The sequence below is a fragment of the Vibrio diazotrophicus genome, assembly GCF_038452265.1.
Taxonomy (GTDB): Bacteria; Pseudomonadota; Gammaproteobacteria; order Enterobacterales; family Vibrionaceae; genus Vibrio; species Vibrio diazotrophicus.
The window spans coordinates 195,231-219,556 of the sequence record NZ_CP151843.1 but is presented as its reverse complement, the minus strand read 5'-3'; the positions used below and the strand labels follow the sequence as shown (position 1 = coordinate 219,556).

Below are 24,326 nucleotides of genomic sequence, written 5' to 3'. Positions count from 1 at the left end.
GAATGTTATATCGACTTTAAAGCATAAATCTTTATTGTGAAACGGCAATTAATTCACCAAATTTATCAATCAAATAGGCCGAAAGCTGCTATGTACATTTATTTCTTTGAAAAGGTTTAGAAAAGTGGAAACAGACTCCATGTATTGAATATCAAGCAACATCTTATAATTCATCCGTTTGTTTAATATTTATCCAAACAAACGAATATCTTGCCTCACAAGGAACTTTTTGAGTTTCAGGCTCACTAAGAACAAGATTATCAAGGAGATTAGGATTTCATGCAGTCAGAAACCTTTCATTCGCTACAGCAGCATTTAAACCAACAGGTTATTGGTCAATCAGCTCTTGTTGAGCAATTACTGGTCGCGTTATTAGCAGACGGTCATATTCTGGTTGAAGGCCCTCCGGGTCTGGCAAAAACTCGTGCGGTGAAATCGTTAGCAGACTGCATTGAAGGGGATTTCCACCGCATTCAGTTCACGCCAGACTTACTACCCGCAGACTTAACGGGTACGGACATCTTTCGCCCTGAAACAGGTGAGTTTAACTTCCAACCTGGGCCTATTTTTAACTCGCTCGTCCTTGCTGATGAAATTAACCGCGCACCGGCGAAAGTTCAGGCTGCGATGCTGGAAGCCATGGCAGAAAAGCAAATTACTGCTGGCAGAAAAACCTATCGATTACCTGAACTGTTTCTGGTAATGGCAACGCAAAACCCGATCGAACAAGAAGGTACCTACCCATTACCTGAAGCGCAACTTGACCGCTTTCTGCTGCATTTAAATGTTGATTATCCTGACGCCGAACATGAGCTAGAGATTCTTCGCCTAAACCGCGGCGAAGCGAAAGGTCAAGCTTCACCTAATCTGCCGAAACTCACCCAAGAGCAAATATTTGCTGCGCGCCAAGAAGTGCTGAACATTCATATGGCGGAAACCATCGAGAAATACTTGGTGCGTTTGGTGATGGCGACTCGCAAACCTGAACAATACGATTCAAAACTCGCACAGTGGTTAGAAATGGGAGTCAGCCCGCGAGCGACTATAGCTCTTGACCGCTGCGCACGCGCACGCGCATGGCTTCAGGGTCGCGACTACGTAAGTCCTGAAGACGTACAAGCAATGGCGTTTCCTGTTTTACGACACCGCTTATTGTTGACCTATCAGGCACAAGCGGAAGGCGTACATCCAAACCAAGTCATTACTCATTTACTGACTCTGGTTGGCAGCGCGTAAGGCAAGTATTATGGCTCAGTCTGTAAAACAACTATTACCCGCACATGCTGATGGCGTTCATCTTTGTCTCGAAGAGCTACTGCCCTACAAGCAACATACGGTGAAATGGTTGCCGCCTGCCAAAAGTTTATGGTCACAGCTTTTAGGCCAACATCAGAGCAAGCAACTTGGACGTGGTATGGACTTCGCCGAAGTGCGCCAATATCAGCCGGGAGATGATATTCGCGCTATTGATTGGCGTGTCACCGCCCGAACAGGTAAACCGCACACCAAATTGTTTTCTGAAGAACGGGAAAAACCCGTGATTCTCTATGTAGATTTAAGCTCGACCATGCAGTTTGGTTCTTCTCTGTTACTCAAATCGGTACAGGCTGCACATATAGCGAGTTTGATCAGTTGGTTATCCGTTGCAGAGAAAGATCGTATCGGTGCGGTGATTGACACAGGCTCAAGTCTCGTTGAAATAAAACCAACCAGCAGAAACAAAGGTCCACTGCAAATCATCGCCCAGTTGGTTGAGTGCCAACAACAGGCACTTTCAGGCGCTTCGGCACCCAGTTCCATGCAAACCGTTTTAATGACATTAAACCGTCTCTGCCCGAAAGGCAGCGAGGTAATAATGATCAGCGATTTTGTTAATTATGAGGATTCTTTCCGACCATTATTCAACCAGTTACGTAAGCACAATCGCGTGAAGTTAGTCCATATTTTTGATCCCCTTGAGCAAGGTGAAACCCAATTTAGAGGAATTGAGAGAGTGAGCGATGGCAAAAATGCGCGCTGGCTTAACTTTTCGTCCAAATCTGACCGTCTAAGCATCAAAAATGCCTTTGATTCTCGAAAATTAGAATTAGAATCATTGAGCCAATCTATGGAAATGGACTACCGCTCTCTTTCTAGCGATATATCTTTGCTACAACAACTTTCTGGATAATTTAAAAGATATGCAAGAATCATCAAATTTACTCAATCTTAGCGATTTGCATTTACCTGAAGTACCTTCATGGCTGCCACTTTCTTGGGGATGGTGGGCAAGTCTATTGGCCATTGTCGTGGTACTGGTAAGTATTGCTTTAATTGTCCGTGCTAAAAAGAAACGTATGGCGCCGAAGAAAACCGCTTTACGTTTGCTTAACCCAGCACTAGGACATCAAACTCCATCATCAGCGATTGAGTTGGTTCGTCAAGCAGCGTTATGTTATTACCCCCGTGAGCAGGTTGCTCATTTAACCGGTCCAGATTGGTATGCATTTTTGGATTCCCAAGTTGATTCCCCTATTTTCACGAAGAATGAGGAAACTTGGCAGAAGGCTTTGTATCAAAAACAAAAAGTCGAAAATGCACAAGATTTGGTGGCGGATTGCTATCAATGGGTGAACACAGCGTTGCCGCCGCAAAAAAGGAGAAACTTGAGCGTTGGCAAATATTGAGTTCGTATGGTGGTGGCTAGTTGTTCTATTGCCACTGCCGCTAGTTATTCATCGTATTTTACCTCCTGTAAAGGAAAGGGCAGCCATACAGTTGCCCTACTTACCTCAACAAAATACCGTCGCACCGCCTAAACAATGGTTGGGCAAACTGTTAGCCGTATTGATCTGGCTATGCCTGATTGCCGCTGTTTGTCGCCCGGTTTGGTATGGCGACCCTGTCACCACTTCGCCAAAACATCGCGACATGATGTTGGTTGTCGATCTCTCTTACTCAATGAGCCAAGAGGATATGAAATCCGACGGCGATTACATTGACAGGCTCACAGCGGTTAAAAAGGTTTTGAGTGATTTCATCAGCAAGCGCGAGGGCGACAGGCTGGGCTTGATCTTTTTTGCCGATCACGCTTATTTGCAGACACCTCTGACTTTAGACCGTCAGACGATCAGCCAGCAATTAAATCAAGCCATATTAAGATTGATCGGTACTAAGACAGCGATTGGTGAAGGTATTGGCCTCGCAACCAAAACCTTTATAGATAGTGACGCACCCCAGCGTGTAATGATTTTACTCAGTGATGGTAGTAATACCTCAGGTGTTCTTGACCCGATTGAAGCCGCTAAAATTGCTAAGAAGTACAACGCGACCATCTACACTGTGGGTGTTGGCGCAGGCGAAATGATGGTGAAAGAGTTCTTCCTCACCCGTAAAGTTAACACTGCTCAAGATCTGGATGAAAAGAGCTTGATGGAGATTGCCAAAATCACTGGCGGTCAATATTTCCGTGCTCGTGATGAAAAAGAACTCGCGACCATTTATGACACCATCAACGCACTGGAGCCAATTAGTCAGGCAACTCAGACTTGGCGTCCACAAACTGAGTGGTTTGGTTATCCACTAGCAGTTGCGCTGCTTTTGTCTGTCATTTTGTTTATCGTAAGGAGAGACCATGTCTGATTTCGAGTTCCTTACTCCTTTATGGCTTTTAGCACTTATTCCCCTAGCCGCAATTCTATTTTGGCTTTCAACCCATAAACAAAGCCAAGGGCTTATCGCCAACCATATAGCCAGTGCGCTGGGAATCGAAAATCGCAACAAAACCAAATCTGTTCTCTTATTGATAGCGCTTAGTTGGCTAATTACTGTGATTGCTTTAGCTGGGCCAAGTTTCGAGAAACAAACACGCCCAAGCTACACCAATAGCAACGCTCGTATTCTGGTGATGGATATGTCTTTGTCACTGTACGCGACGGATATTAAACCCAATCGCTTAACTCAAGCTCGTTACAAAGCGCTCGACTTACTTAAAGGTTGGACAGAAGGCAGCACAGGCTTAGTCGCTTATGCCGGTGATGCGTACACAGTTAGCCCGCTGACTAGCGACAGTGCAACCATCGCTAACTTGCTGCCTAATTTATCCCCTGACATCATGCCCTATCAGGGAGCCAATGCCGCATCAGGTGTAAAACTGGCTATAGAGATGCTTAGAAACGCAGGAATGGCACGCGGTGAACTCATCCTGCTAACCGATGATCTTGATGAGCAAGAACAATCAGACATAGAAAATGAACTATCTGGTACACAGTTTAAGCTAGTGATATTGGGCATTGGTACGGTTTCTGGTGCGCCAATTACACTCAGTGATGGTTCACTTCTGAAAACCGACAATGGACAAACCGTCGTTGCCAAAACCAACTTTGAAACCATGCAGTCTCTGGCGAAAAACGTCAGCGGAGTTTTCACGCCATACCAAGCGAATGGTCAAGACGTTGCACGTATCTTGTCTGAACAAGGTTTACAGCAAGATGTGAGCAAGAAAGACGATAAAAAGACGCTGACTGAAAACGTCAACAATGGCTATTGGCTACTTCCTCTGTTGATCGTGCCCGCATTACTACTTTTCCGCCGTGGGCTGATCTTTGTTGCAGTTCTCTCCACAGGATTCAGTGTCATGTCGCCAGATGCAAGCGCCGCATCTTGGCTGGATACTGGTTCGCCTTGGAAGAACAGCAATCAGAAAGCGATGGAAGCCTTTAATAACAAAGATTATCAAACTGCCAGTGAGCAGTTTACCGATCCGGAATGGCAAGGTGTCGCTCGTTATCAGAACAAAGATTTTAAAGGCGCAATAGAGAGCTTTTCTAAAGTAGAAAACCCCTCTTCGAGAACACAATACAATCTTGCCAATGCGTATGCTCAAAACGGTGACTTAGAAAAAGCCAAAGCGCTATATCAACAGGTGTTGCAGCAAGATCCCAACAACCAAGATGCTAAAAACAATCTCGATGTTGTTGAAAAAGCCCTGCAACAGCAACAGCAACAGCAACAGCAGTCTCAATCGGGATCGGATTCTGGTCAATCGCAAAACAACGAATCACAGCAGCAGGATTCACAGTCACCACAACAAAACGATGCGCAACAGTCGCAAGATCAAAAACAAGCAAACTCTCAAGACGATAAGTCACAAGGCCAACAGAGTAAGGATTCTGCACAAGACAACCAAGATAGAAACAAAAATGCAAATAGTAGAAAAGAATCTACTCAACAGACCGATGCTCAAGCCAACGCCCAAGGCGGTAAACAAGATGAAAAACCAGAGCAGGAATCGCAGCCTGATGAAAAACCGACAACGACAACGGCAACCTCAACGACAACTGAAAATATCGATCCTGAATTAAGGAAGCTGGAAAAAGTTGAAAGCGCTCGCGACCCAAGTCAGCTATTGCGTGCTCAATTGATTATTCAGGCTAACAGTAAACAGCCTCCACAAACTGATGGTAAAAAGTGGTAATGATGAACGTATTACATTCTCCATTCGCTAATTCCCCGCGATTTGCATACATCTCTCGCTTAGGACGACTTGCTCTATTCTTAGCTATTGCAGCTCTTAGTTTGAATAGTTTTTCCGTTCAAGCGGCATCCTTTTATGCCAGCGTCAGTAAGAACAAAGTCGTAAAAAACGAAGTTTTTCAGCTACGAGTGGTGAGTGATCAAAAAGCCTCATCAGACGATATTGATTTCACCGTATTAAGCAGTGATTTCCTGTTGGGACGCCCGAGTTTTGGTTCATCAATCAATATCATTAACGGCACGCGCAGCAACAAAAGCGAATGGACAATATCACTCGCAGCCACGCATATAGGTATTGTTACGATTCCGAGCTTTGAACTCAACGGACAAAAAACTCAGCCAATCGCGATTCAGGTAGCACAAGACGAACAAGCGCCAGAGGTGAGTGATCTGGTTGAAGTGCAAACTCAACTATCAACAACCGAACTCTATCCGAATGAAAGCGCCTTGCTAAAAGCTCGATTAATCATCAAAGCAGACCCACGTCGTTTGCAAAATCCGACCGTCGCTCCACCAGCCGTTGAAGGGCTTGAACTTAACGCTGCCAGTGAAGCCAATCAGTATCAAACGGTGTTAGACGGTGTAGAAGTGACTGTCGTCGATCAGGATTTTCGTATCACAGCAAAAGAAGCTGGGACTTATCAACTCAATGAGCCAGTTTTCAAAGGCACCATTGTCTACGGTAGCAACTACAGCGGTGGCACCCGATTGGTTCCTATTGAAACTCAAGCGAAGACATATTCGATTACCGTCAATCCTAAACCGTCAAACTATCAGGGTATTTGGCTCCCTACGAGTAAGTTGAGCCTGACTCAAAAATGGACGAACAGTCAGGGAAATGCGATTTCTGGCGACAGCTACAAAACTCAGGTTGGCGAATCCATTACCCGCGAAGTGAACCTGCAAGTTGCGGGGCTAACCCAAGAACAGTTGCCAAACATTAAGCTCAGCTACCCTACTTCGTTAAGTATTTACGATGAGAAACCTCAATTCACAACGCTGGATAACGGAGACGTTGTGATGACAGTGAAACAGGTACTTATCCCACGTCAAAGTGGCGATATTGCTTTGCCTGAAATAACTGTGGATTGGTGGAACACCACAGCAAAACAACAACAAGCGAGTAAAGTTTCAGGGCTTACCTTAAACGTTAAACAAAATGATACCCCACTGGTTGCGGCACCTACTCCCGTACAACCCACAACAAAAGTGGAAACCGTCACCGTTCAAGATGCTGGTTTTTGGCCTTATTTAACCGCGTTGTTTGCAGTACTTTGGGTTGTCACTGGTGTGCTTGCATGGCGTTTTAAATCATCAGCGTCAGACCAATCAACCGCCACAGAAACAACAAGCTCAAGCGAACATCAGGCGGTCAAAAATGCCTTGTCTGGCAAGGTTGATGGCATTGCTATGAGTGCTGCGATAAAAGCTTGGCTTAACACTATAGTACTAGAAGAGCAAGAACAGGTAGCGATCAATCAAGCGCTGAATGATATCAATCAGGCACTCTATTCTTCGACACCTCAAGAGATCAAAACGGACGAACTTGAAAAGTTAGTTGAACGTATTCAAAAACAGCAGGCAAAGCGCAGTAAAGTTAAACCCGTAACCCTTGCTAAACTCTAATCTAGGAGCTTCGGTCATCTTGACTTAAAGGTGACTGACCATAAAAAGAAAAAGATCAATGTGCCATTGAAAGATGGCACAATACTCAGAAATAACGCAACAGATCGGCGCTCCATTCATGTTAGAAAAAGAAAACCTCATCAAACTTGCACGCATTCAAATGCCCTTTGGCAAATACGCAGGCCGAGTACTGATTGATCTACCCGAAGAATACCTGTTGTGGTTTGACAAAAAAGGCTGGCCCGCAGGAGAGCTAGGTCAATTGCTTCAACTCTGTCTGGCACTAAAAATTGAAGGGTTGGACAGTGTGGTAAAACCTTTAAAACGAATGTGAGTTCCCCGAGTAAACAGCTCAGCCTCCTCCAGACTTAAAACTCAGGCAATAGCGGTTTAATGATGAGAAGCAAACTCAGCAGAAACATTTTAACTTAAGGCAAAGCGGGTCAATTAACCCGCTTTGCCTTTATTAGATTTCCTCGTGTTTATGTACCAAGCCGAAGTCTTCAAGAACCGAATAGGCTGCCGGGATCATAAATAACACCAACAAGGTTGACGCAAAAATTCCGAACACAATAGAGATGACTAAAGGTTGAATGACCTGAGCTTGCAAGCTGGTTTCAGTCAATATAGGGAGTAAACCCGCAGCCGTGGTCATCGAAGTCAAAAACACCGCTCTGAAACGTTCTCGGCTTGCTTTCACCACAGAGTCGTGAACGCTATCACCTTCATCGACGTGATGACGTATATACTGCACTAGCAAGATTGAATCGTTAACCACGATGCCCGCTAGTGAAACAAAACCCAACAAACTAGGCATGCTCAGTGAGTGACCGAGCAATATATGTCCCCAAACCACGCCAATGAAAGCTAATGGGATGGCAAGCATAACGACTACGGGCTCTAGATAGCTACGGAACTGATAACTAAGTATGACAAACACGCCGAACAGACCGAGTAAGAAACCTTTGCCCATTGATGCGCCAGTTTCGGCGGTATCTTTGGTTTGGCCTTCAAAATCGAAACGTAACCCTGGGTATTTCGCCATCAGTTTAGACGCTTCTTCACGTTGGAATTGAGCGATGATCGCAGTTGAGCTGGCTTTGGTACTGTCGACATCACCAAATACGCTAATGGTTCTAAGGCCATCAATACGTTGGATTCGGACATAATTACGTTGAAAATCTAACGTTGCAATGGTTGCCAGTGGTATCTGACTACCATCCGACATGATGATTGGGAAATTTGCCAACTGTTGTAAGTCGCCCGCTTGAATTTTATCGAGACGCACTTCAATTGAGATGTTTTCGACACCAACCTGAATTTCATCAGCGGTCTGACCAAAAAAGGCCGCACGTAACTGATTAGCAACCAACTGACCATTGATACCGTAAGTTTCAGCGCCTGGACGAAGTTTGACTAGCACCTCTTCTTTACCCATACGCATATCGTCAAGCACGCCATGTACCCCATCGAATTCGTTGAGATACTGCTGAATATCTATTGAAGCCGCTTTGAGTTCATCGAGATCATCATGTTTGGCGCGAATTTCAATCGCACGCCCACCCGGCCCCATGGTTGGTTGTTTAAAGACCAGCGAAATGGGATCAGCCAGTTCACCAATATCTTGACGCCAAGCGGTGATGAACTCATCAATCACGGTATTGCGGCTTTCTGCACCGAGTAGATCAAGTCGAACGGTGGCGATATGTGGTCCCGACTCGTCAGCGTCAGCATTGGCATTAAACTGACTGGTTATATGCTCAATTAGTGGAACACCGTTTTCAACATCTCGTGTCCATTCTTTGTTTAGCTTCTGAGCAGACGCAACGAGCTTGCCAACCACGGCCTCAGTTTGAGACAGTGATGACCCAGGGGGCAGAATGATGCGTGCTTCGGCGATATCACCGTCTAACTCCGGGAAAGGCTGAAACTTGAGTAAACCTCCAGCTATAGTAGCTACGGAAATCAGAAGTAGTGTAAGAATCCCACCGATAAAGGCGTAACGAAACTCAACCACTTTCTCCACGGCGTTGACTAGAGTTGTATTGCGAAAGTTCTCAAAACCATCAAGGAGTTTCTTTTTAAATTTTGCAGGTGGTTTTTCATTCTTCTCTTTATGCAGTGAATGCGATAAATGGTTAGGAAGAATTAGAAAAGCTTCAACTAAACTCAGCATCAGAACGAGAATCAGCACTTGTGGAACGGCTTTGAGCACAGCCCCCATTTCGCCTTGCAAAAACAACAAGCTACCGAAAATACACACAGTGGTAAGGAAAGAAGAAACAACCCCAGGAAGGACTTTTTTCACTCCTTTGATAACGGCATTATCGACATCTTCCCCCCTATCAAGGTGAGAGGCAATGGATTCGGCAATCACAATCGCATCGTCCATCATAATACCGACCGCCATCAGCAGGCCGACAAGAGACATGACGTTAATTGACAGCCCGAGTTGCGCCATCAGAAATAAACCACCAAGGAAAGCAACGGGTAAGCCAGCTGCAACCCAGAATGAATAACGAAAACTAAAGAACAGCCACATGGTTGCGAACACGAGTATGATACCTTGCCAACCATTATTAAACATCATGCTTAAGCGGTCCCACAGTACAGACGAGAGATCATTAGTCATTTCTAGTCTGACACCATCAGGAGCGATTGCTTGTTGCTGCTCAACGAACTGAGCGACGCGCTCTTTAATTCTAAGCGCATCATCTTCTTTGTTCTTACTCACTTTGAGCAGGGCTGAAGGGTGACCATCGAAAAGAACTTTTTGTTCATCTAATTCGAAGCGGTCGGTAATCGTAGCAATATCTTTAAGTCGAATCAGTGAGCCGTTGGCTCCAGAGCCAATGACGATCAGTTCAAGTTGCTCCGGTGATATACGCCTGTCATCAAAACGGATAAGAAAGTTCTTGTCTGGTGTTTCAATATAACCACTTGGTAACTTAATGTTCTGACGACCAATTTGAGTAGCAATGTCGCCGACACTCAAGCCAAGTTGACGCATGGCTTTCGAGTCCAATTCGACACGAAACTGGTGATCAGAAAACCCCGCTATATTAACCAGAGAAACGTCGTAATCGAGCTTTAATGTACTCTTAAGCTGTTCTGCGTAAGCTTTCAATTCCGGCCATGTAGTATCTGCGGTGATAGCCACATCCACCACAGGTTCATTCCAGTCCAGTTCCTGAACCACAGGAGATTCAATCTCCTGTGGAAAATCATTGATCGCGTTGATCTGGGTTTGCACATCGACCAACATTCGTCCGATGTCCGCTTTCCCGTTGAGCTTCAGGATCAGTCTTGCCGAGCCCTCAACCGCTTCACATTGCGTTTCTTCGATATTCGCAAGACCGTCAACTGCATCTTCCATTCGAACACAAATGCTCTCTTCTACTTCTTGTGGAGACGCGCCGGGGTAGACCACGCCTGCCATTATGTAAGCAGGATCGAATGCAGGGAAAGTCTCGCGCTTAATGTTGGATAACGATGTCCCCCCCAATACAAGCAAACACAACATCAGCAAGTTGGCTGCGGTTGGATGTTTGGCAAAGAATCGAATCATAGCGCTGACTCCTCGTGGCCTGTGTCAGCCTCTTTAAGCAGCATGCCATTAATCGCTGGTAGCAGATCGTTGAGAATCAGCTTTTGCCCTTCCTCTAGGTCACCTTCTACCACGACTTGGTTGTCACGACGGTAGAGAACCGACACGGGTTCAATCACCAGCTTATTATCCTCATCCATCAAATAAATTTTATCGCCATGCAATGCTCGTTCAGGAATCACCCAGCTTGGATTCGGCTGCCCTTCGATAAACGCTCTGACGAACATGCCGTTGACAAGTGGAGGTCGCGAGCTTGGATTTAGATGACGATAATCTTGTTGAATCTCCAGAATCACACCGACAGTGGCCTGATTTGGGTCTACGGTTTCGCTAATTCGGCTCACTTTCGCAGGCCAACTTGCCTTCATATTGCCGCTGCTAAATTCAATACTCGCGTCAATAAAGGTCATATCGGGTTGGGGAATGCCCGATTCATTGCGGTTAACTTTACCAATACTTGAGGCGAGCGTGCGCATGTCATGAATAGAAAGTTGAGCCTCGACTTCCATTATGTCCATACCGTGTGCGGTTACCATGGTTTGCTGCTGATTAACAACCTGATATTGCTCAATGTCAACTTGAGCAATACGCAGGTCATCGGGCAAAGTAATGATGGTTTTTTCCAGTGAACGATGCGCTTCTTCCACTTTAGATGAGTTAACTTTGACCAAAGCTTCGGCAACCCGTTTTTCGTCGGGCATCAAACCGATTTGATTTTCAATATCGAGCACTAACTTGCGCTGTGAAAGTGCGCTTTGCTCTTGCTGATCGACATCTGATTGTGAAGTGAGTCCTTTGGTACGTAAATTTTGTTTACGTTCGAGCTCTTTGTTGGCGATCACTAAACGATTACGCTCAATTTTAAGCGTCTGCTCTAGATTTCGCTCTTCTTGGCTTAGCTTAGCGAGAGAAGTTTGAGCAGAACTGAGGTCCGCCTGTGCTTGGACCAATTTAAGTTCGTAGTCGAGTGGATCGATACGCAGTATTTCTGTTCCGGCCTGAAGAATTTGGCCTTTTTCTAATTTAGAGTGTCGGTAGACGATTTTGCCCGTTACTTCTGCAATGGCTTTCCATTCAACCTTGGGCGCAATCTTGCCATAGCCAATTGCTTGTGGCGCTATAGCTTGGCGTTGCAACGGGACAGTTTCCACCAAACGTGCGCGATCGGCAGCAGGCTTAACGGGTAAATCAGGCTTAAGTTTTATGGCAAGTATTAACGTGATTACCCCTATGGCAAGTGCCGGAAAAAACAGTAATTTTTTATTGATTTTCATAAGTGTTAATCCTGCAAGTTTTTGGGTTGTAGCATGCCATCAGTCATCAGTTTTATGTTGTGTTCAAGCAGTCGGTTAAGGAAATCTTCAGAAAGCTCAATACCGTGTAGGGAAAGGAGCCCTGGCGGGGCAATAAATGGAAAGGCCATCAAGCTAAAATAGGAGACTTTACATAATTCAGGCTCTACATCAGGCTTTAAAATATTACTGTTGACGAGCTTGTCAAACATCACCGTTTGCATGGGTTGACTGATATCGGCGAACACTTTTTCGAGCAGTTTACGCTGAGTATCCGAGGTATCCATGTGCATGATTTGAAAAACTAAACGGGGAAACTGTGGAATTTTGAACATTTCATGATAGTAGGTTCGCATAATGTCGAGAAAGTTCTTTTGTGAACTGTCTTTTATCATCATGTGTATGCGTTCTTTCATAGGATTGATCGTTTCTCGTATCACCGTTTCAAATAGCCCTTCTTTGTTGCCGAAATAATAGTGAATCATCGCTATGTTCACACCAGCTTGATTGGCAATTTGACGATTTGAAACTTTATCGTAAGGCATAGACGTGAACAGTTCACGAGCATGCTCGATAAGCTTTTGCCTAACGTCTATATTATTGTCCCTGGGACGACCTGCTTTTCTGTTATGGGTGGTCACACGTAAAGTCCCTTTAATTAAATGTCTGATTAATTATAGAGTGATGGTGAATTTACGGATATGACAATAATTAAGCAATATTTACGTAAATGATTAATTTTTAAGATTTGATAACAGCAAGTGATACTGAGACAGAAAAGTAAGACTAATTTTTAACTTAGAAGAAGCACGATTACTCAGTGTAATACATCAAGGGATATAAGCTTGTTAGATCGTTAGCCCTATTTCAGATTAGAATAAGGGCTCTTCGAACAAATCTATTATTAAGCGAAAAATCTAACGTTCCAAACTCACTTCGGGGTTCAATATTACTTCAGCGGTTTAGAACTCAATCACACCATTGGCATTTGGTTTTAACTCACGTAAATCTATCCCAGATGTGTCGTTTTTATGTACCGCATCTACCTCAGACTTTATCCATTGCATAAATATCTTATTTTTCTCGCGATTGGCATGATTACGAAGTGAGCACAGATAGTAGCTGTATCTGGATTTTACTGCTTTATTGCCAATTCGAACTAATTGTCCATCCTGAATGTATCGTTGAGCAAAACTATGTTTTACCAATGCCACTCCCTGAGCAGCTAGAGCTGCATCCATAACGAATTGAGATCCCTCATATTGGAGAGAGGCATTAACAACGGGTAAGTTCATGGTTTCTAACCAGCTAGGCCAATCCTTATCTGGTGAGATCTCTTCAATTAAATCTGCCTTTATGAGATCACTAAGGTCATATAGTTGTTTTTCTTTCTGATAATTTTTATGACATACCGGATAAATAACCTCATCCATCAGCCAAACTGACTCACAATCAGCATAATTTCCAGTTCCATGACGAATACTGATATCCACTAAATCATTCTGAAAATTCACTAACCTATTGGTTGGGTCAATCATTAAAGATAATTGAGGATATTGCACGCGAAACTGCTTAATTTTGGGAATTAACCAGTACTGAGCAAAGGTCGGCTGAACAGAAATGGAAAGCTGATTTGGGGTAGGATCCTGATTAATTTTTCGGATACCCTCATACATATGAGAAAAGCCTTGTTTGACAGATTCAAACAAAATATGCCCTTCCGAAGTCAACTCCACATTACGGTGCTGACGGACAAAAAGTTCACATTCTAACCATTCTTCAAGCAGTCGGATTTGTTGACTTATCGCTGCAGCCGTAACAAATAGCTGCTCTGATGCCACCTTAAAGCTTCCATTCTCGGCTGCTACATAAAAATAATATAACCAGCGTAATGGCGGTAACTTCTCTTTCACTTAAGATTTCCTTATCCAAACATCAATTTCTATCGTTTGTAAAACATCTATTCCTCAATGATTATTTAGCATAACGAACTCAATAATTATAGGTGATCGCATGAATAACTTAGAAAAGCACAGTAAATACTGGATTGAAGTTCAAGATCAACCACCACTATCCTTAGGTAAGAATATCTTACTTACCATTAAGCGCTGGCACCAAAACTCAGTAACAAGAAGACACCTAAAAGATTTACCCGATTACCTTTTAGATGACCTAGGAATAGACAAGCAGCTTGCAAAAAAAGAAACAGATAAAGCATTCTGGGAATAGTCAATCTCGACCATCGTCCTAGCTTAACAAGATTAATGTTAGGACGATGAACATTTCAATTAGTATCATCTGGTACAGCTAGAGAGGTACTCCGACATGCGCTTGGTTAGTATTCTGCCCCTACATCACTTACCATAACCTGGGCACCATTACGGCTTAGAAAGGGATAGATTTTTCAACAACTGAGCTTTTCTCATTCTCAGGAAACGATTGCAAGTTTGGCAACCGCTCAACTACCGAGAAATACTCGGTATTGTGTTATTTCTAAAATTTGGTCAACATACCGCTCGCTGTGTGAGTTGTCTCTCGCACCTGTAAGTTATTGCGATTCCCACATAACGTTACATTTTCCCTCAATGGCTGTATTTAGTAACTCAAGCAATGGATAAGCTCTGTGAATAATCGAAACGGTGTACTCTGAGTTTTCATTTTCATCTTCGTCATCCGTTTCAGCGATATTAAGATCTCGTAGCTTTTCTTGTTCAAGCGCGCTCTTTAGATGAGCTAACGCCTCTGGAACATTTGGTGCCAAAATTGCACCAGGTACAGTCCCACTATGCCCCATCATTTTTATCATTTCCTGTGCAATTTCACCAAACATGGTGACATTTGCATGATTTTTACAGCTAAATGTTACTAACATAATAAACCCTCTCTCGCTTGCCATCTAAACCAAACTATGGCGTAACTTGTTCCAAAGACCACCTTCCTTTAACCTCGATAAACGATGGAAAAGGTTATGAACTGGCAGAGGTCTTGGACCTTTTGGCTTTCTTAAAATTCTTCGATAAACATTGTTCTTGTGAACTTGATATGGGTTGTTTTTCTGTAGTGCGAATTCGTGATGAAGCCAGATTCGGAAATGTGAGTAAAAAATATCTCTCAACACATCCGTTAAATCTTCTTCGCCAGTATTAGTTCATTCACTTGTTATCGATTATACGCCGAAGATGGTGATGTTATGTTATTCATACTGAACTAAATCGAAATTCTACAGGATGAGGACCAAAGCGGGAAAATGACTTTAGCCGAGAACGAGAGTGGTTTGGTTTTCCTGATACCACAGGTTGGAAAACAGGCTTAAATCTGAATTTAAGAACGCTAATGGTGGTATTTACAGCATAGAAGAACTTGGGGCACTGGCACTTACTCAACCAGACCCTAAAGGATTCTTAAAAATATTGGGGATAATGTCTTCGGAGAAGAACCGAATAACGTTTTTGAGTAGAAAGTCCTACCATTGTATGTGTTATCCCCAACCTTGAGTTGGTAATAATCTAGCTATATTTCTATTCATTCATTGTGATACAGGTGATTTAAATGAATCTGGTTTTAGAGTTATAACCGAGCATCCAAGTTGGTTAATCATAGACTCAGCCGTGTTTCCCATCACAAAGCCAGATATCCCAGCTCTAGACATTGAACCTAGAATAACTAAATCTATCTCATTACTACTTACATACTTCGGCAATACATCCCTCGGCTCCCCTTCAAGTAATTTAACCTGTATTGGTACGGCGTTGTTAACATACGGAAGTAACAACGAATTTAGTCTTTCCATTCTTTCATTACGCAATTTCTGCGAAAGTAGAGCGATATCAATATCGGAATAGCCGCTCCAGTTTTTAAGAAAATCTTCACATTCAAGCTTCCAAACATGACAACAGGTAAGACTAGCACCAACGGTTTTACAAAACTCTACGGCTAGAGATATAAGCTTTGAATTGAAATCTTGATAGTCTTGGTTCGTCAAATCAACCGCCGCCACTACGTTGCTTATTACCTTTGGCTTTTTGCTCACAGACCAAATAGGAATTTCAGATTTACGCATTAAATTCAATGTATTACTGCCTCTTTGACACGCTTGCTTCTTAGTATTGCGATAAGAATCAATCATAATCAGCGAGGAGTTAGTCTCTTTTGCTTCTTTAATAATTTCAATAAAAGGGATGCCTATGCGAATTTGCGTAGCAAACTTTATGTTGGGGTATTGCTTTCCCAGTTCATGAATGTGTGCTTTTAAAACGTTGTGGTAATGCTGAGTCGCTTCGTCCAGTATGTCTAATGCGGATCCCGAGATATGATGTATCTCTTTAAACTCATCTAAAGTTTTAATGACGGACAATAAAGTTACCTGCGACGAACATTTGTTAGACAAATGAAGTGCCTGATGGAGGGATTCGTTTAGTTCTTGTTCTGGGGCTATAGGGATCAAAATTCTATCAAAAATCATTTCTATCCTCCCTCTGAATTAGCTTGTGCAATTTTAACTTGTACAAAGTAACTATAGAAAAGAGTACGTGAATTGCTATTGTGTCCTAGTAAAGAAATTGAACAGAGCTAGTGAAGTCTGTCCCTCCTAAAATGCCCAAGTGCAAGTCAACGTACTTGTACCTAGCACTTCGTGATAAAGAGTTTGATATACATGCACTGATGTCAGGCAGTCAGCCATTCATGGCAGGAAACAATCGGATAGAACGACCGTGTATCATTTAGTTTTAGTCGAACGTATTACCCATAGTCTTAAGTTACAGTTCCGTTTGTGGCGAGAAACTTATTGATGCCATAGCTATCCTAAAATTTTTAGATAGGCAACAACCATGAAGACTACGAACTTTATAATTAAACCAATTGAGAAAAACATTTTTGTTGAACTACTAAATTGGAGTGAGGAACAACTCGCAGAAGTTAATGCTAGGAGGCTGATTGCAGATTCAAAACCAGGCTACCCTTGTCGGGTATCTTTAAAAGAGGCTGAAGTTGGAGAGAGAATTCTGCTCATCGCTTTTAAACATCATGATGTCCAATCACCATATCAAGCTTCAGGCCCTATTTTCATTCGTGAAAATGCTGAAACCGCCGAATTGGAAATTAACGAGATACCAGAAATATTATTAGAAAGGCTGTTATCAGTGAGGGCATATAATAGTAAAAACTTGATGATTTGCGCAGAAACCGTACAAGGTGCAAAACTGGGAAATGTTATCCGTGGCCAGCTTTTAAATAATGAGGTCACATACCTGCAAATTCATAATGCAAATCCTGGTTGCTTCAATTGCAATGTGTACAGAGCTTAACAAGTATTCTAAGCGTCCAAATGCTTTTCTTACCTTTAACCAAGTTAGTTTTAATATGCTAACTTGGTCTGCTCAATAGGCGAGTTTCGGCAATAATGGGGATGATTACAGGCTCTGCAGATACCAAGTAAACTCCCTCAATCACGCTCATTTAAATTGTACTACCAGATAGGAAAACTTAATTTTCGGGAACAGAAAAAGAAACTTGATTCATATCAAGAAACCAACCAAGCAAATAGGAGTACGTTAGATCTTGTTCAATTTTTGAGGGATTAAAAATGACGACGTCTAAAGTGATATTAAGAAACCTACTCGGGTTGTTACTTATTATGTCCGTGGTGTTATGTGGACTCTATTTCTTGCTAGATGCACTAGCGATATTCGCTTATTTTAATCATGAAGTGGTAATTGCAAATCAGTTCATCGATGAATCTTTTTACCTCTTGTTTTTCTTTGTACCTCCCTACTTCATTGGCAAGTACATTAATCGTCCCGATATCGTCAAAGCTGTCGAAGAGTATCTCTTAGCAAAAAGTAAAAACGAGCATTACTAGCGCGTCCCTAATACATCGAAACAAGTTCTTTTGCACCTACTCTACCGACCCGTGAACGCCTCTTGTTTCAGCAAGAGGCCTATAGAAAGTCGGTAGAATGCCTAACGTCTGTTGCCAAGGCTAATTAACAAATTTGTTAACATCGACCAATAATCCGCTCATAAAACCAAAAGCTTTGCCTATACTTTAGCTATGTTGGTACATCGAATATGGATATCTTGATGGCAGAACAAAACATAGGGCAAATCCTTCAAGCTTTTAACAGCATTGAATCCAAAATCCGAGAGCAAAGCGGAATGCTCAGAGAACTCACCGCTCAGGTCAAAGCGCTCGAAGGACAAAATAAGCAATTAGTACAACTTGTACATCAGTTGAAATCCCCTTCAGCACCGCCTGCTGAGCAGTTCGATTCTGGCAAAGCAGAGTTCCAAAACTCTGTAACGAAAAGCTTGAAATCGATTGAAGAGCAATCGAAAAAAACCATGGATATGATTAAAGCCAATGGTGGTGCGAAAAAACGGGCATGGCCTTAGTCTTCAAACCTGATGAATTGAAGACTATACGAGTTCCCTATATTGCGAATTCGCTTTAAACGTTACTTTCATTAACACTCAGTGCTTTCATTTGATTGATATAAAAGCAGTTTCTCCCGTTATCTTTGGCTTTATACAACGCTTGGTCGGCATTTTGTAATAGAGTGTCGATATCTTGCCCTTGCACGTACATAGAACCGCCAATACTCACACTGATTGAGAAGCTGTCTGAGAACTCATGGCGAGAGATTTGCAAACATAAACGTTCCGCCAACTGAGCCAGCTCATTCTCATCAACATTGACCAACAGCACGAGAAACTCATCGCCTCCCCAGCGAGCAGCCATATCATAAGACCGTATGGTTTCCCGAATGACTTCCGCTATCGCTTTTAATGATTCATCTCCAGCCGCATGGCCGTAGGTATCATTGATATCTTTAAACCAATCAATATCAATCCACAACAAACCCAATGGAAGGCTTTCACGTTCAGCGCGATTCAGACTCGCTTCAATCTGCTCGGCCATACCGCGTCGATTATAGAGTTCTGTTAATGGGTCTATTTGTGTGAGCCGTTCTAGCTCTACGGTTCTTTCTTGTACTTTAAGTTCAAGATCTCGCTTCGATTGCAAAACGGTTTCAGCCATCTGAATAAAGTGGTTAATCACTCGCCCCAACTCACCTCTTCTGCGATTGGTAATTTCAGACTTCGGATTCTGCCCTTTCTCAAACAATGCCAACGCTTTATCCAGTTCGCTGATTGGGTTTAACACCAAACGATTTAGCACCAAGTTCATTAGCATCAGAGCAATCAATAGCGTGCCTATAAACACGACAACGATCTTGGTGAAGTGAGAGACAGGAAGGAAAATGCTCAGATCTATCAAGGTTATTTTGTACCAGTCGATTTCCGGCAGATAAACCAAGCCCACCAATTGACGAGAACCTTGCATATCAACAAAAGTGGTAACGACTTGCGTGTCACCAGACTCTAACTGGTGCATCAACTGGTAAATGGTATCCAAGTCATTTTTATTATCAAAAATCAGATCAATCGTCTTGTGATCTGTATGCGCCTTCATCACTGACCCATAATCAATCATCGCTTTATCACGATGAAGCTGAATCGCTCCTGAGTGGTCAATAAAGAAGCTGTGTATACCCGGTTCCACCTCATCAACCACACTGTTTAAAAAGGTGGTGAGATCCAACCCCGTCCCAACCATACCGAAGATATCTTCACCATCTTTAATTAGTACATCAATCCACAACTTAGTAATGCCGAGCTCAACGTCAGGGTTTACGTTGATATGAATGTCGCGTTTCTGTTCGATTAGGTTGTAAAACCAGCTGTCTTCTTGCTTGCTCGGGTCCAATATGTAGCGAAATTCTTTACCGCGAAACTCATCTAATGCGTTGTTGTGGTAATAGTGTCCATTACTCAGCAAAGCGACAAAATAGCTTTTGTCCTGAAAATTCTGGCGATAGTTTTCCAACTCGTCGAGCGCAATAGCTTGCAGAGATTCATTTTGAGGAGAATGTGCCCACTGTTTAATGGTATTAGAAGTAGCAAGCTGACGAGAAAGCGCCAGCTCACGCAAGATTGGCTGCAGCGTTCGGCTTTTATCGTAAAGGGTTTGCTTCGTAATATAACGCGGAGCCCACTGCTCTATGATTCCTTCAGCAAGCGTTCGAACTAACCAAGATACTGCGCCAGCCGTGACGATAAACACCAAAGCAGTAACTAGCATAAACTGAGGCTTTAACTTCATTTCCTTCTCCAGTGAAGTTTGAATCGTCATATCTATAACTTTAGCCAACTCTAATAAAACAATATCAGATATAAGAGAAGAAAATCATCCGTTAATTGCCCATTACAGCTAATATCGGAATCGCACTGAACAAAAGTGGAATCTACGACATAGTTATATGTCTCAACTAACCTATTTTCTCGGTAAAGATGTGTTATTCGACAGAAGTTGAATATTTGGTATGAGATAAAAAACGCATTTCAAACAAACAACCACTTCATTTCTGTCTATCTTTAAAGAACTAGGGGAAACGGAAATGATAAATGCGCTTACATAAAAGCCTTCCAAAACTCATTTTTATCCTAATATCTTTTGGGGCGATCATTGTCGTAACCGAATTTTTAACAAGAGAGCTGCTATTCTCCGGTCAAACAGAGACCATAGCTTTAACCAACGCCAATCAAAAAACCAAAGAAAGAGAGAATTTACTCGCCAACTTCTTTACCGACTCTGAAAACACCATTAAAGCGATAAGAATGAGTCCGTCATTCAATCAGTTTCAACTCAACCCGAAAACGGGCAAACAGGATTTTGAACAATTGGCACTCTCCATCGCGGAAAGTCAGCAAGATATTATGAAAATCCGTTATATCGACAACCGCGGAATGGAAGTGGTCAGAATCGACAGAGACCAGCTTGGCGACCAAGCAAAAATTGTTGAAGCCAATAAGCTACAAAATAAGTCTCATCGTTACTTTTTCTATGACTCTATCGAGAAACAGCCCGATGAAATTTGGTTTTCAAACCTTGATTTGAATGAAGACAATGGCCGAGTTGAAATACCATACAAGCCCACACTGCGCGCAGTAATGCCCCTTTCTTATACGGACACCTTCTCCGGCATTTTAATCGTCAATTATTTTCTCCAGCCACTATTTGTAACCTTCGCCAATACGCCTTTATATAATTCAATACTGGTGGATAGCGACGGTGAAATTCTGCTTCACTATGACAACAGCAGAGAATGGAGCCGATACACTGGCAACGATAATATTTATAAAGATATTCCTGATTTTAAGGAGTTAGTGAACAACGGTACTTATCAAAATTCGATTTTTTACTCGAGAAAACTCAACCTGCCAATCCCTCAGGAATTAATTTTAATTCTTTCTCTCAATAGCACTTACTCACATTTGCAGGCATCAATGTCTCACAAGAGTTTTCTATATAGCTCGGGAATCACCTTGTTTATTACCGTTGTCTTTGGTTTCATTTTCGCCAGTGTATTAAATAAGTTTTTCACTGATTACACCAATCGTGGCAACTATATTGAGAAGTTGATGGATCTGAATTTACGAATCAATAACCTCAATCAGAAAAACAAACTCTATATGGAAATGGCGAGCGATGGCATACACGTCCTCGATAAAAGCGGCAACATCGTTGCTTTTAGTCATTCCTTTGCAGAATTGCTTGGCTACAGCGAAGAAGAGATGTCAAAGCTGAATATGCGCGACTGGGAAGCAAGATTAAAACCAGACGAAATTGCCGAGACTATGGCAACCTTTGGAACTGAAGCCAAAAAATTCGAAACCCAACATCGTAGAAAAGATGGAAGCATTATTGATGTAGAAATTAATGCCAAGTGGATTAGGACCGCTGACGGTCGCTATTTCTATGCATCTTCACGAGATATCACTGACCGCATACGTTTGGAAAAGGAACTCCACAAACTCGCCACTACAGACGCGCTAACCCAATTGCCAACACGCAGAGTATTTATGGAACGGCTAGCGACTGAGATGGAAAGATACCATCGCAAACAATGTGACGCTGTCACGGTTATTTTCATCGATTTAGACAACTTTAAGGCGATTAATGACACTTACGGTCACGGTGCAGGCGATAAGGTACTGATCTCGGTTGCTAATATTCTCAGTGACGAAATCCGTAAAGTTGACTCGGTGGGTCGTTTAGGCGGAGAAGAGTTTGGCCTGATACTAACCGGAACCACCGCCGAAATGTCGGTACACTTTACTAACCGCATACGCAAGCGGATAGAAGAGTCTCCGGTGGTATTAGATCACAGCGTCATTCACTGTACCGCCAGTATGGGCATTACTACCATTAATGCTCTGGATACAGACATTGATAAGATACTCGAACGTGCCGATAAAGCGCTTTACAGCGCCAAACATCACGGGCGTAACCGAGTAGAAGTCTTTAAAGAACTAGCTTAAATTTCGTCTCACAAGCGACTGTGTGTTCTGCTTTAACATCTGAATAAATTTGGACTCAATTTCATTCAAACTCACTGTATCTGGGGTAACCAAATACATATCGGTCACTGGCAGTGACTCATACGGCGGCAGTGGCCATAAAAGTTCCTGAGCAACAAACGGCTTCGCGCTTTCAACCGTTAATGCACCGAAGCCAATTCCGGCCATAATCATGCGTCTGACTTCTTCAAGGTTTGAAGACACCGCCACCAGCTTACCCCAGAACTGTTGCTGGTCACGGAACTGTGCAATCGCATCTAAGCCCTCACCGGGTTGGTCACTTTCAAAAGAGATGTAAGGCAAACCACGAATGTCTTCCAATGTAAGATCTTCTCTGCCGAAACACGGGTGTGCTCGCCCACAGTAGAAGCCCATCTGCTCATAGCCGAGAAAATCACACCTAACACCTGTCTTAGCTATTTTCTTGTTGCTAAGGCCAATATGCAGAACACCTTCCGCCACATGGTTGACAATATCTGCGCTGGGGAACGTATTAACGTTGAAAATCACGTTAGGAAACAATCCGTGGAACTGAGCCAGCGTCACATCATAAGCCGGACATTGAAGATGGCTTGCGATTTCGATAGTTAGCTCACCTTGAATATTATCGGTCTGGTCTACAAACTGATCGGCCATGGTTCCGACAATACGGCCAACGGAAGAGGCGTATTCATAAACGCGCATTCCATGCAAAGTGAGGGTAAAAACGCCTTTCTTGCGCAAGATAAGGCGCTTATCCAAATGATCCTCTAATCGCTTAAGAGCGTTACTCACACTTGGCTGGCTTAACGACAACCTGCGAGCAGCGGCACTAATTCCCCCTTCATTCACAATCGTTAAAAAGGTATAGAGCAAATTCCAATCCAGATTACGAAGTAGTCGGTCTTTAGCATTCAGCATCTCATCGTCCTTTTAGTGGCTTATCCATAGCGAGAGGCTATGTATATCATATTTATTTATCATTATGGACATTAGCTAACTTTGCACATACTCAATAAACAACAATTCCAATCTGCAACCATTACGAAAAGGACATCACAATGGTAAAAGCAAAATTAATTAGCACTTTACTGGCTTCAGGTATCGCCCTGCTTGCTTCTACTGGTACGGCAGCCGAAACGTTAAAAATTGGTACAGAAGGCGCTTACCCTCCATTTAACTATTACACCGCGGACGGTCAGCTTGCGGGTTTTGATATCGAGATAGGTAAAGCGTTGTGCGCCAACATGAAGATTGAGTGTGAGTTTGTCGCACAAGATTGGGACGGCATTATTCCAGCGCTACTTGCGGGAAAATACGATGTAATTCTGGCTTCAATGTTTATTACTGATGAGCGTAAAAAACAGGTCTCTTTCAGCGCGCCATACCAAGCTTCCGCAATGACTTTCGTTGTTGATAAGAACTCCGGAATCAAAGATGTCTCTCCTGCTGCAATGAAAGGCATGATCATCGGTGCACAAAGCTCTACCACTCAGGCGGAATACCTTCTTGCTCAATACCCAGATTCTGAAATTCGCCTTTATCCAACGCAAGATGCTGTAAACCTTGATTTGGCAAGCGGCCGTATTGATGCACAAGCTGGTGACATCATGCCAATGACAGATTGGATAAACTCTGAAGACGGCTCTTGTTGTGAAAAAGCGGGCAACTTAATTACAGACCGCACTTATGTGGGCGACGGCGTGGGCATGGCGCTGCGCAAAGAAGATGAAGAGTTACTAAAACGCTTGAATCAGGCTCTGGAAAACATCATCGCAGACGGCACGTATAAGAAAATTAACGATGAGTTCTTCTCAATCAACCTTTTAACGCTTCAATAAGACCCAGAATTTCAACAGGCAAAATCGCTATTTAGTAACAACGTC

The 24,326-nt window shown here is 43.0% G+C and carries 21 protein-coding genes; 13 read left to right on the top strand and 8 right to left on the bottom strand.

What is annotated here, in order from left to right; genetic code table 11:
• The first annotated feature begins 279 nt into the window (after positions 1 to 279).
• The 7 genes from AAGA51_RS16325 (at position 280) to AAGA51_RS16295 (ending at position 7,474) form a co-directional block, all read left to right on the top strand.
• A complete protein-coding gene (locus AAGA51_RS16325; RefSeq protein WP_042481236.1) occupies positions 280 to 1,236 on the top strand; it encodes an AAA family ATPase in 957 nt (318 codons plus the stop codon).
• 10 nt (positions 1,237 to 1,246) lie between these two features.
• Entirely contained in the window at positions 1,247 to 2,170 is a 924-nt protein-coding gene (locus AAGA51_RS16320) for a DUF58 domain-containing protein (RefSeq protein ID WP_042481239.1), read from the top strand.
• Positions 2,171 to 2,180: 10 nt separating this feature from the next.
• Positions 2,181 to 2,666, top strand: a complete 486-nt coding sequence (locus AAGA51_RS16315) for a DUF4381 domain-containing protein (protein ID WP_042481241.1) — start codon at positions 2,181 to 2,183, stop codon at positions 2,664 to 2,666.
• Positions 2,653 to 3,621, top strand: coding sequence for a vWA domain-containing protein (locus tag AAGA51_RS16310; RefSeq protein ID WP_042481244.1), 969 nt, complete (start codon positions 2,653 to 2,655; stop codon positions 3,619 to 3,621). Before AAGA51_RS16315 ends, AAGA51_RS16310 begins: the two co-directional genes overlap by 14 nt.
• Positions 3,614 to 5,455: a vWA domain-containing protein gene (locus AAGA51_RS16305; protein ID WP_042481247.1), complete on the top strand. Its 1,842-nt coding sequence runs from the start codon at positions 3,614 to 3,616 to the stop codon at positions 5,453 to 5,455. The genes AAGA51_RS16310 and AAGA51_RS16305 overlap by 8 nt, the downstream gene beginning before the upstream one ends.
• Before the next feature lie 2 nt (positions 5,456 to 5,457).
• Positions 5,458 to 7,140, top strand: a complete 1,683-nt coding sequence (locus AAGA51_RS16300) for a BatD family protein (RefSeq protein ID WP_081878648.1) — start codon at positions 5,458 to 5,460, stop codon at positions 7,138 to 7,140.
• A gap of 118 nt (positions 7,141 to 7,258) precedes the next feature.
• Positions 7,259 to 7,474, top strand: coding sequence for a DUF3820 family protein (locus tag AAGA51_RS16295; protein ID WP_042481593.1), 216 nt, complete (start codon positions 7,259 to 7,261; stop codon positions 7,472 to 7,474).
• 132 nt (positions 7,475 to 7,606) lie between these two features.
• Here AAGA51_RS16295 and AAGA51_RS16290 read toward each other — a convergent pair whose 3' ends face one another.
• From AAGA51_RS16290 to AAGA51_RS16275, 4 genes are all read right to left on the bottom strand, one after another.
• Entirely contained in the window at positions 7,607 to 10,708 is a 3,102-nt protein-coding gene (locus tag AAGA51_RS16290) for an efflux RND transporter permease subunit (RefSeq protein WP_042481248.1), read from the bottom strand.
• Positions 10,705 to 12,021, bottom strand: a complete 1,317-nt coding sequence (locus AAGA51_RS16285) for an efflux RND transporter periplasmic adaptor subunit (protein ID WP_042481250.1) — start codon at positions 12,019 to 12,021, stop codon at positions 10,705 to 10,707. The genes AAGA51_RS16290 and AAGA51_RS16285 overlap by 4 nt, the downstream gene beginning before the upstream one ends.
• A gap of 5 nt (positions 12,022 to 12,026) precedes the next feature.
• The gene (locus AAGA51_RS16280) at positions 12,027 to 12,680 is read right to left on the bottom strand and encodes a TetR/AcrR family transcriptional regulator (protein WP_042481252.1); all 654 of its coding nucleotides are present in this window, start codon (positions 12,678 to 12,680) and stop codon (positions 12,027 to 12,029) included.
• A 321-nt stretch (positions 12,681 to 13,001) separates the two neighbouring features.
• Positions 13,002 to 13,952: a LysR substrate-binding domain-containing protein gene (locus AAGA51_RS16275; protein WP_042481254.1), complete on the bottom strand. Its 951-nt coding sequence runs from the start codon at positions 13,950 to 13,952 to the stop codon at positions 13,002 to 13,004.
• 100 nt (positions 13,953 to 14,052) lie between these two features.
• Between AAGA51_RS16275 and AAGA51_RS16270 the strand changes: the two genes are divergently transcribed.
• The gene (locus tag AAGA51_RS16270; protein ID WP_081878649.1) at positions 14,053 to 14,268 is read left to right on the top strand and encodes a DUF1127 domain-containing protein; all 216 of its coding nucleotides are present in this window, start codon (positions 14,053 to 14,055) and stop codon (positions 14,266 to 14,268) included.
• Between the two features lie 319 nt (positions 14,269 to 14,587).
• Here the strand turns inward: AAGA51_RS16270 and AAGA51_RS16265 are convergent, their stop codons facing one another.
• Both AAGA51_RS16265 and AAGA51_RS16260 read right to left on the bottom strand, forming a co-directional pair.
• On the bottom strand, positions 14,588 to 14,911 hold the full coding sequence (locus AAGA51_RS16265) for a DUF1840 domain-containing protein (RefSeq protein ID WP_042481601.1): 324 nt from the start codon (positions 14,909 to 14,911) through the stop codon (positions 14,588 to 14,590).
• A gap of 654 nt (positions 14,912 to 15,565) precedes the next feature.
• Complete coding sequence (locus tag AAGA51_RS16260) at positions 15,566 to 16,501, bottom strand: universal stress protein (RefSeq protein ID WP_042481257.1); 936 nt, start codon at positions 16,499 to 16,501, stop codon at positions 15,566 to 15,568.
• Positions 16,502 to 16,868: 367 nt separating this feature from the next.
• Here AAGA51_RS16260 and AAGA51_RS16255 point away from each other — a divergent pair, with 367 nt between their 5' ends.
• The 3 genes from AAGA51_RS16255 to AAGA51_RS16245 all read left to right on the top strand — a co-directional run bounded on the left by AAGA51_RS16255 (position 16,869) and on the right by AAGA51_RS16245 (position 18,432).
• Positions 16,869 to 17,345: a DUF1203 domain-containing protein gene (locus AAGA51_RS16255; protein ID WP_042481259.1), complete on the top strand. Its 477-nt coding sequence runs from the start codon at positions 16,869 to 16,871 to the stop codon at positions 17,343 to 17,345.
• Positions 17,346 to 17,623: 278 nt separating this feature from the next.
• Positions 17,624 to 17,899, top strand: a complete 276-nt coding sequence (locus AAGA51_RS16250) for a hypothetical protein (RefSeq protein WP_042481262.1) — start codon at positions 17,624 to 17,626, stop codon at positions 17,897 to 17,899.
• Positions 17,900 to 18,120: 221 nt separating this feature from the next.
• Complete coding sequence (locus tag AAGA51_RS16245; protein ID WP_042481266.1) at positions 18,121 to 18,432, top strand: hypothetical protein; 312 nt, start codon at positions 18,121 to 18,123, stop codon at positions 18,430 to 18,432.
• A gap of 55 nt (positions 18,433 to 18,487) precedes the next feature.
• On the opposite strand, the gene AAGA51_RS16240 is transcribed toward AAGA51_RS16245, so the two are convergent.
• A complete protein-coding gene (locus AAGA51_RS16240) occupies positions 18,488 to 20,203 on the bottom strand; it encodes a GGDEF domain-containing protein (RefSeq protein WP_042481604.1) in 1,716 nt (571 codons plus the stop codon).
• Positions 20,204 to 20,505: 302 nt separating this feature from the next.
• On the opposite strand from AAGA51_RS16240, the gene AAGA51_RS16235 reads away from it, so the two are divergent.
• On the top strand, positions 20,506 to 22,422 hold the full coding sequence (locus tag AAGA51_RS16235) for a diguanylate cyclase (RefSeq protein WP_042481269.1): 1,917 nt from the start codon (positions 20,506 to 20,508) through the stop codon (positions 22,420 to 22,422).
• Here the strand turns inward: AAGA51_RS16235 and AAGA51_RS16230 are convergent.
• Positions 22,414 to 23,361, bottom strand: a complete 948-nt coding sequence (locus tag AAGA51_RS16230) for a LysR family transcriptional regulator (RefSeq protein WP_042481276.1) — start codon at positions 23,359 to 23,361, stop codon at positions 22,414 to 22,416. The two genes, AAGA51_RS16235 and AAGA51_RS16230, sit on opposite strands and share 9 nt — an antisense overlap.
• Positions 23,362 to 23,501: 140 nt before the next feature.
• On the opposite strand from AAGA51_RS16230, the gene AAGA51_RS16225 reads away from it, so the two are divergent.
• On the top strand, positions 23,502 to 24,281 hold the full coding sequence (locus AAGA51_RS16225; protein WP_042481279.1) for a transporter substrate-binding domain-containing protein: 780 nt from the start codon (positions 23,502 to 23,504) through the stop codon (positions 24,279 to 24,281).
• The last annotated feature ends 45 nt before the right edge of the window (positions 24,282 to 24,326 follow it).

Excerpts from the sequence above, each read along its gene's own strand:
- AAGA51_RS16325 (WP_042481236.1), top strand. The coding sequence starts at position 280 with ATGCAGTCAGAAACCTTTCATTCGCTACAGCAGCATTTAAACCAACAG.
- AAGA51_RS16320 (WP_042481239.1), top strand. The coding sequence starts at position 1,247 with ATGGCTCAGTCTGTAAAACAACTATTACCCGCACATGCTGATGGCGTT.
- AAGA51_RS16315 (WP_042481241.1), top strand. The coding sequence starts at position 2,181 with ATGCAAGAATCATCAAATTTACTCAATCTTAGCGATTTGCATTTACCT.
- AAGA51_RS16305 (WP_042481247.1), top strand. The coding sequence starts at position 3,614 with ATGTCTGATTTCGAGTTCCTTACTCCTTTATGGCTTTTAGCACTTATT.
- AAGA51_RS16300 (WP_081878648.1), top strand. The coding sequence starts at position 5,458 with ATGAACGTATTACATTCTCCATTCGCTAATTCCCCGCGATTTGCATAC.
- AAGA51_RS16295 (WP_042481593.1), top strand. The coding sequence starts at position 7,259 with ATGTTAGAAAAAGAAAACCTCATCAAACTTGCACGCATTCAAATGCCC.
- AAGA51_RS16290 (WP_042481248.1), bottom strand. The coding sequence starts at position 10,708 with ATGATTCGATTCTTTGCCAAACATCCAACCGCAGCCAACTTGCTGATG.
- AAGA51_RS16285 (WP_042481250.1), bottom strand. The coding sequence starts at position 12,021 with ATGAAAATCAATAAAAAATTACTGTTTTTTCCGGCACTTGCCATAGGG.
- AAGA51_RS16270 (WP_081878649.1), top strand. The coding sequence starts at position 14,053 with ATGAATAACTTAGAAAAGCACAGTAAATACTGGATTGAAGTTCAAGAT.
- AAGA51_RS16265 (WP_042481601.1), bottom strand. The coding sequence starts at position 14,911 with ATGTTAGTAACATTTAGCTGTAAAAATCATGCAAATGTCACCATGTTT.
- AAGA51_RS16260 (WP_042481257.1), bottom strand. The coding sequence starts at position 16,501 with ATGATTTTTGATAGAATTTTGATCCCTATAGCCCCAGAACAAGAACTA.
- AAGA51_RS16255 (WP_042481259.1), top strand. The coding sequence starts at position 16,869 with ATGAAGACTACGAACTTTATAATTAAACCAATTGAGAAAAACATTTTT.
- AAGA51_RS16250 (WP_042481262.1), top strand. The coding sequence starts at position 17,624 with ATGACGACGTCTAAAGTGATATTAAGAAACCTACTCGGGTTGTTACTT.
- AAGA51_RS16245 (WP_042481266.1), top strand. The coding sequence starts at position 18,121 with ATGGCAGAACAAAACATAGGGCAAATCCTTCAAGCTTTTAACAGCATT.
- AAGA51_RS16240 (WP_042481604.1), bottom strand. The coding sequence starts at position 20,203 with ATGAAGTTAAAGCCTCAGTTTATGCTAGTTACTGCTTTGGTGTTTATC.
- AAGA51_RS16235 (WP_042481269.1), top strand. The coding sequence starts at position 20,506 with ATGCGCTTACATAAAAGCCTTCCAAAACTCATTTTTATCCTAATATCT.
- AAGA51_RS16230 (WP_042481276.1), bottom strand. The coding sequence starts at position 23,361 with ATGCTGAATGCTAAAGACCGACTACTTCGTAATCTGGATTGGAATTTG.
- AAGA51_RS16225 (WP_042481279.1), top strand. The coding sequence starts at position 23,502 with ATGGTAAAAGCAAAATTAATTAGCACTTTACTGGCTTCAGGTATCGCC.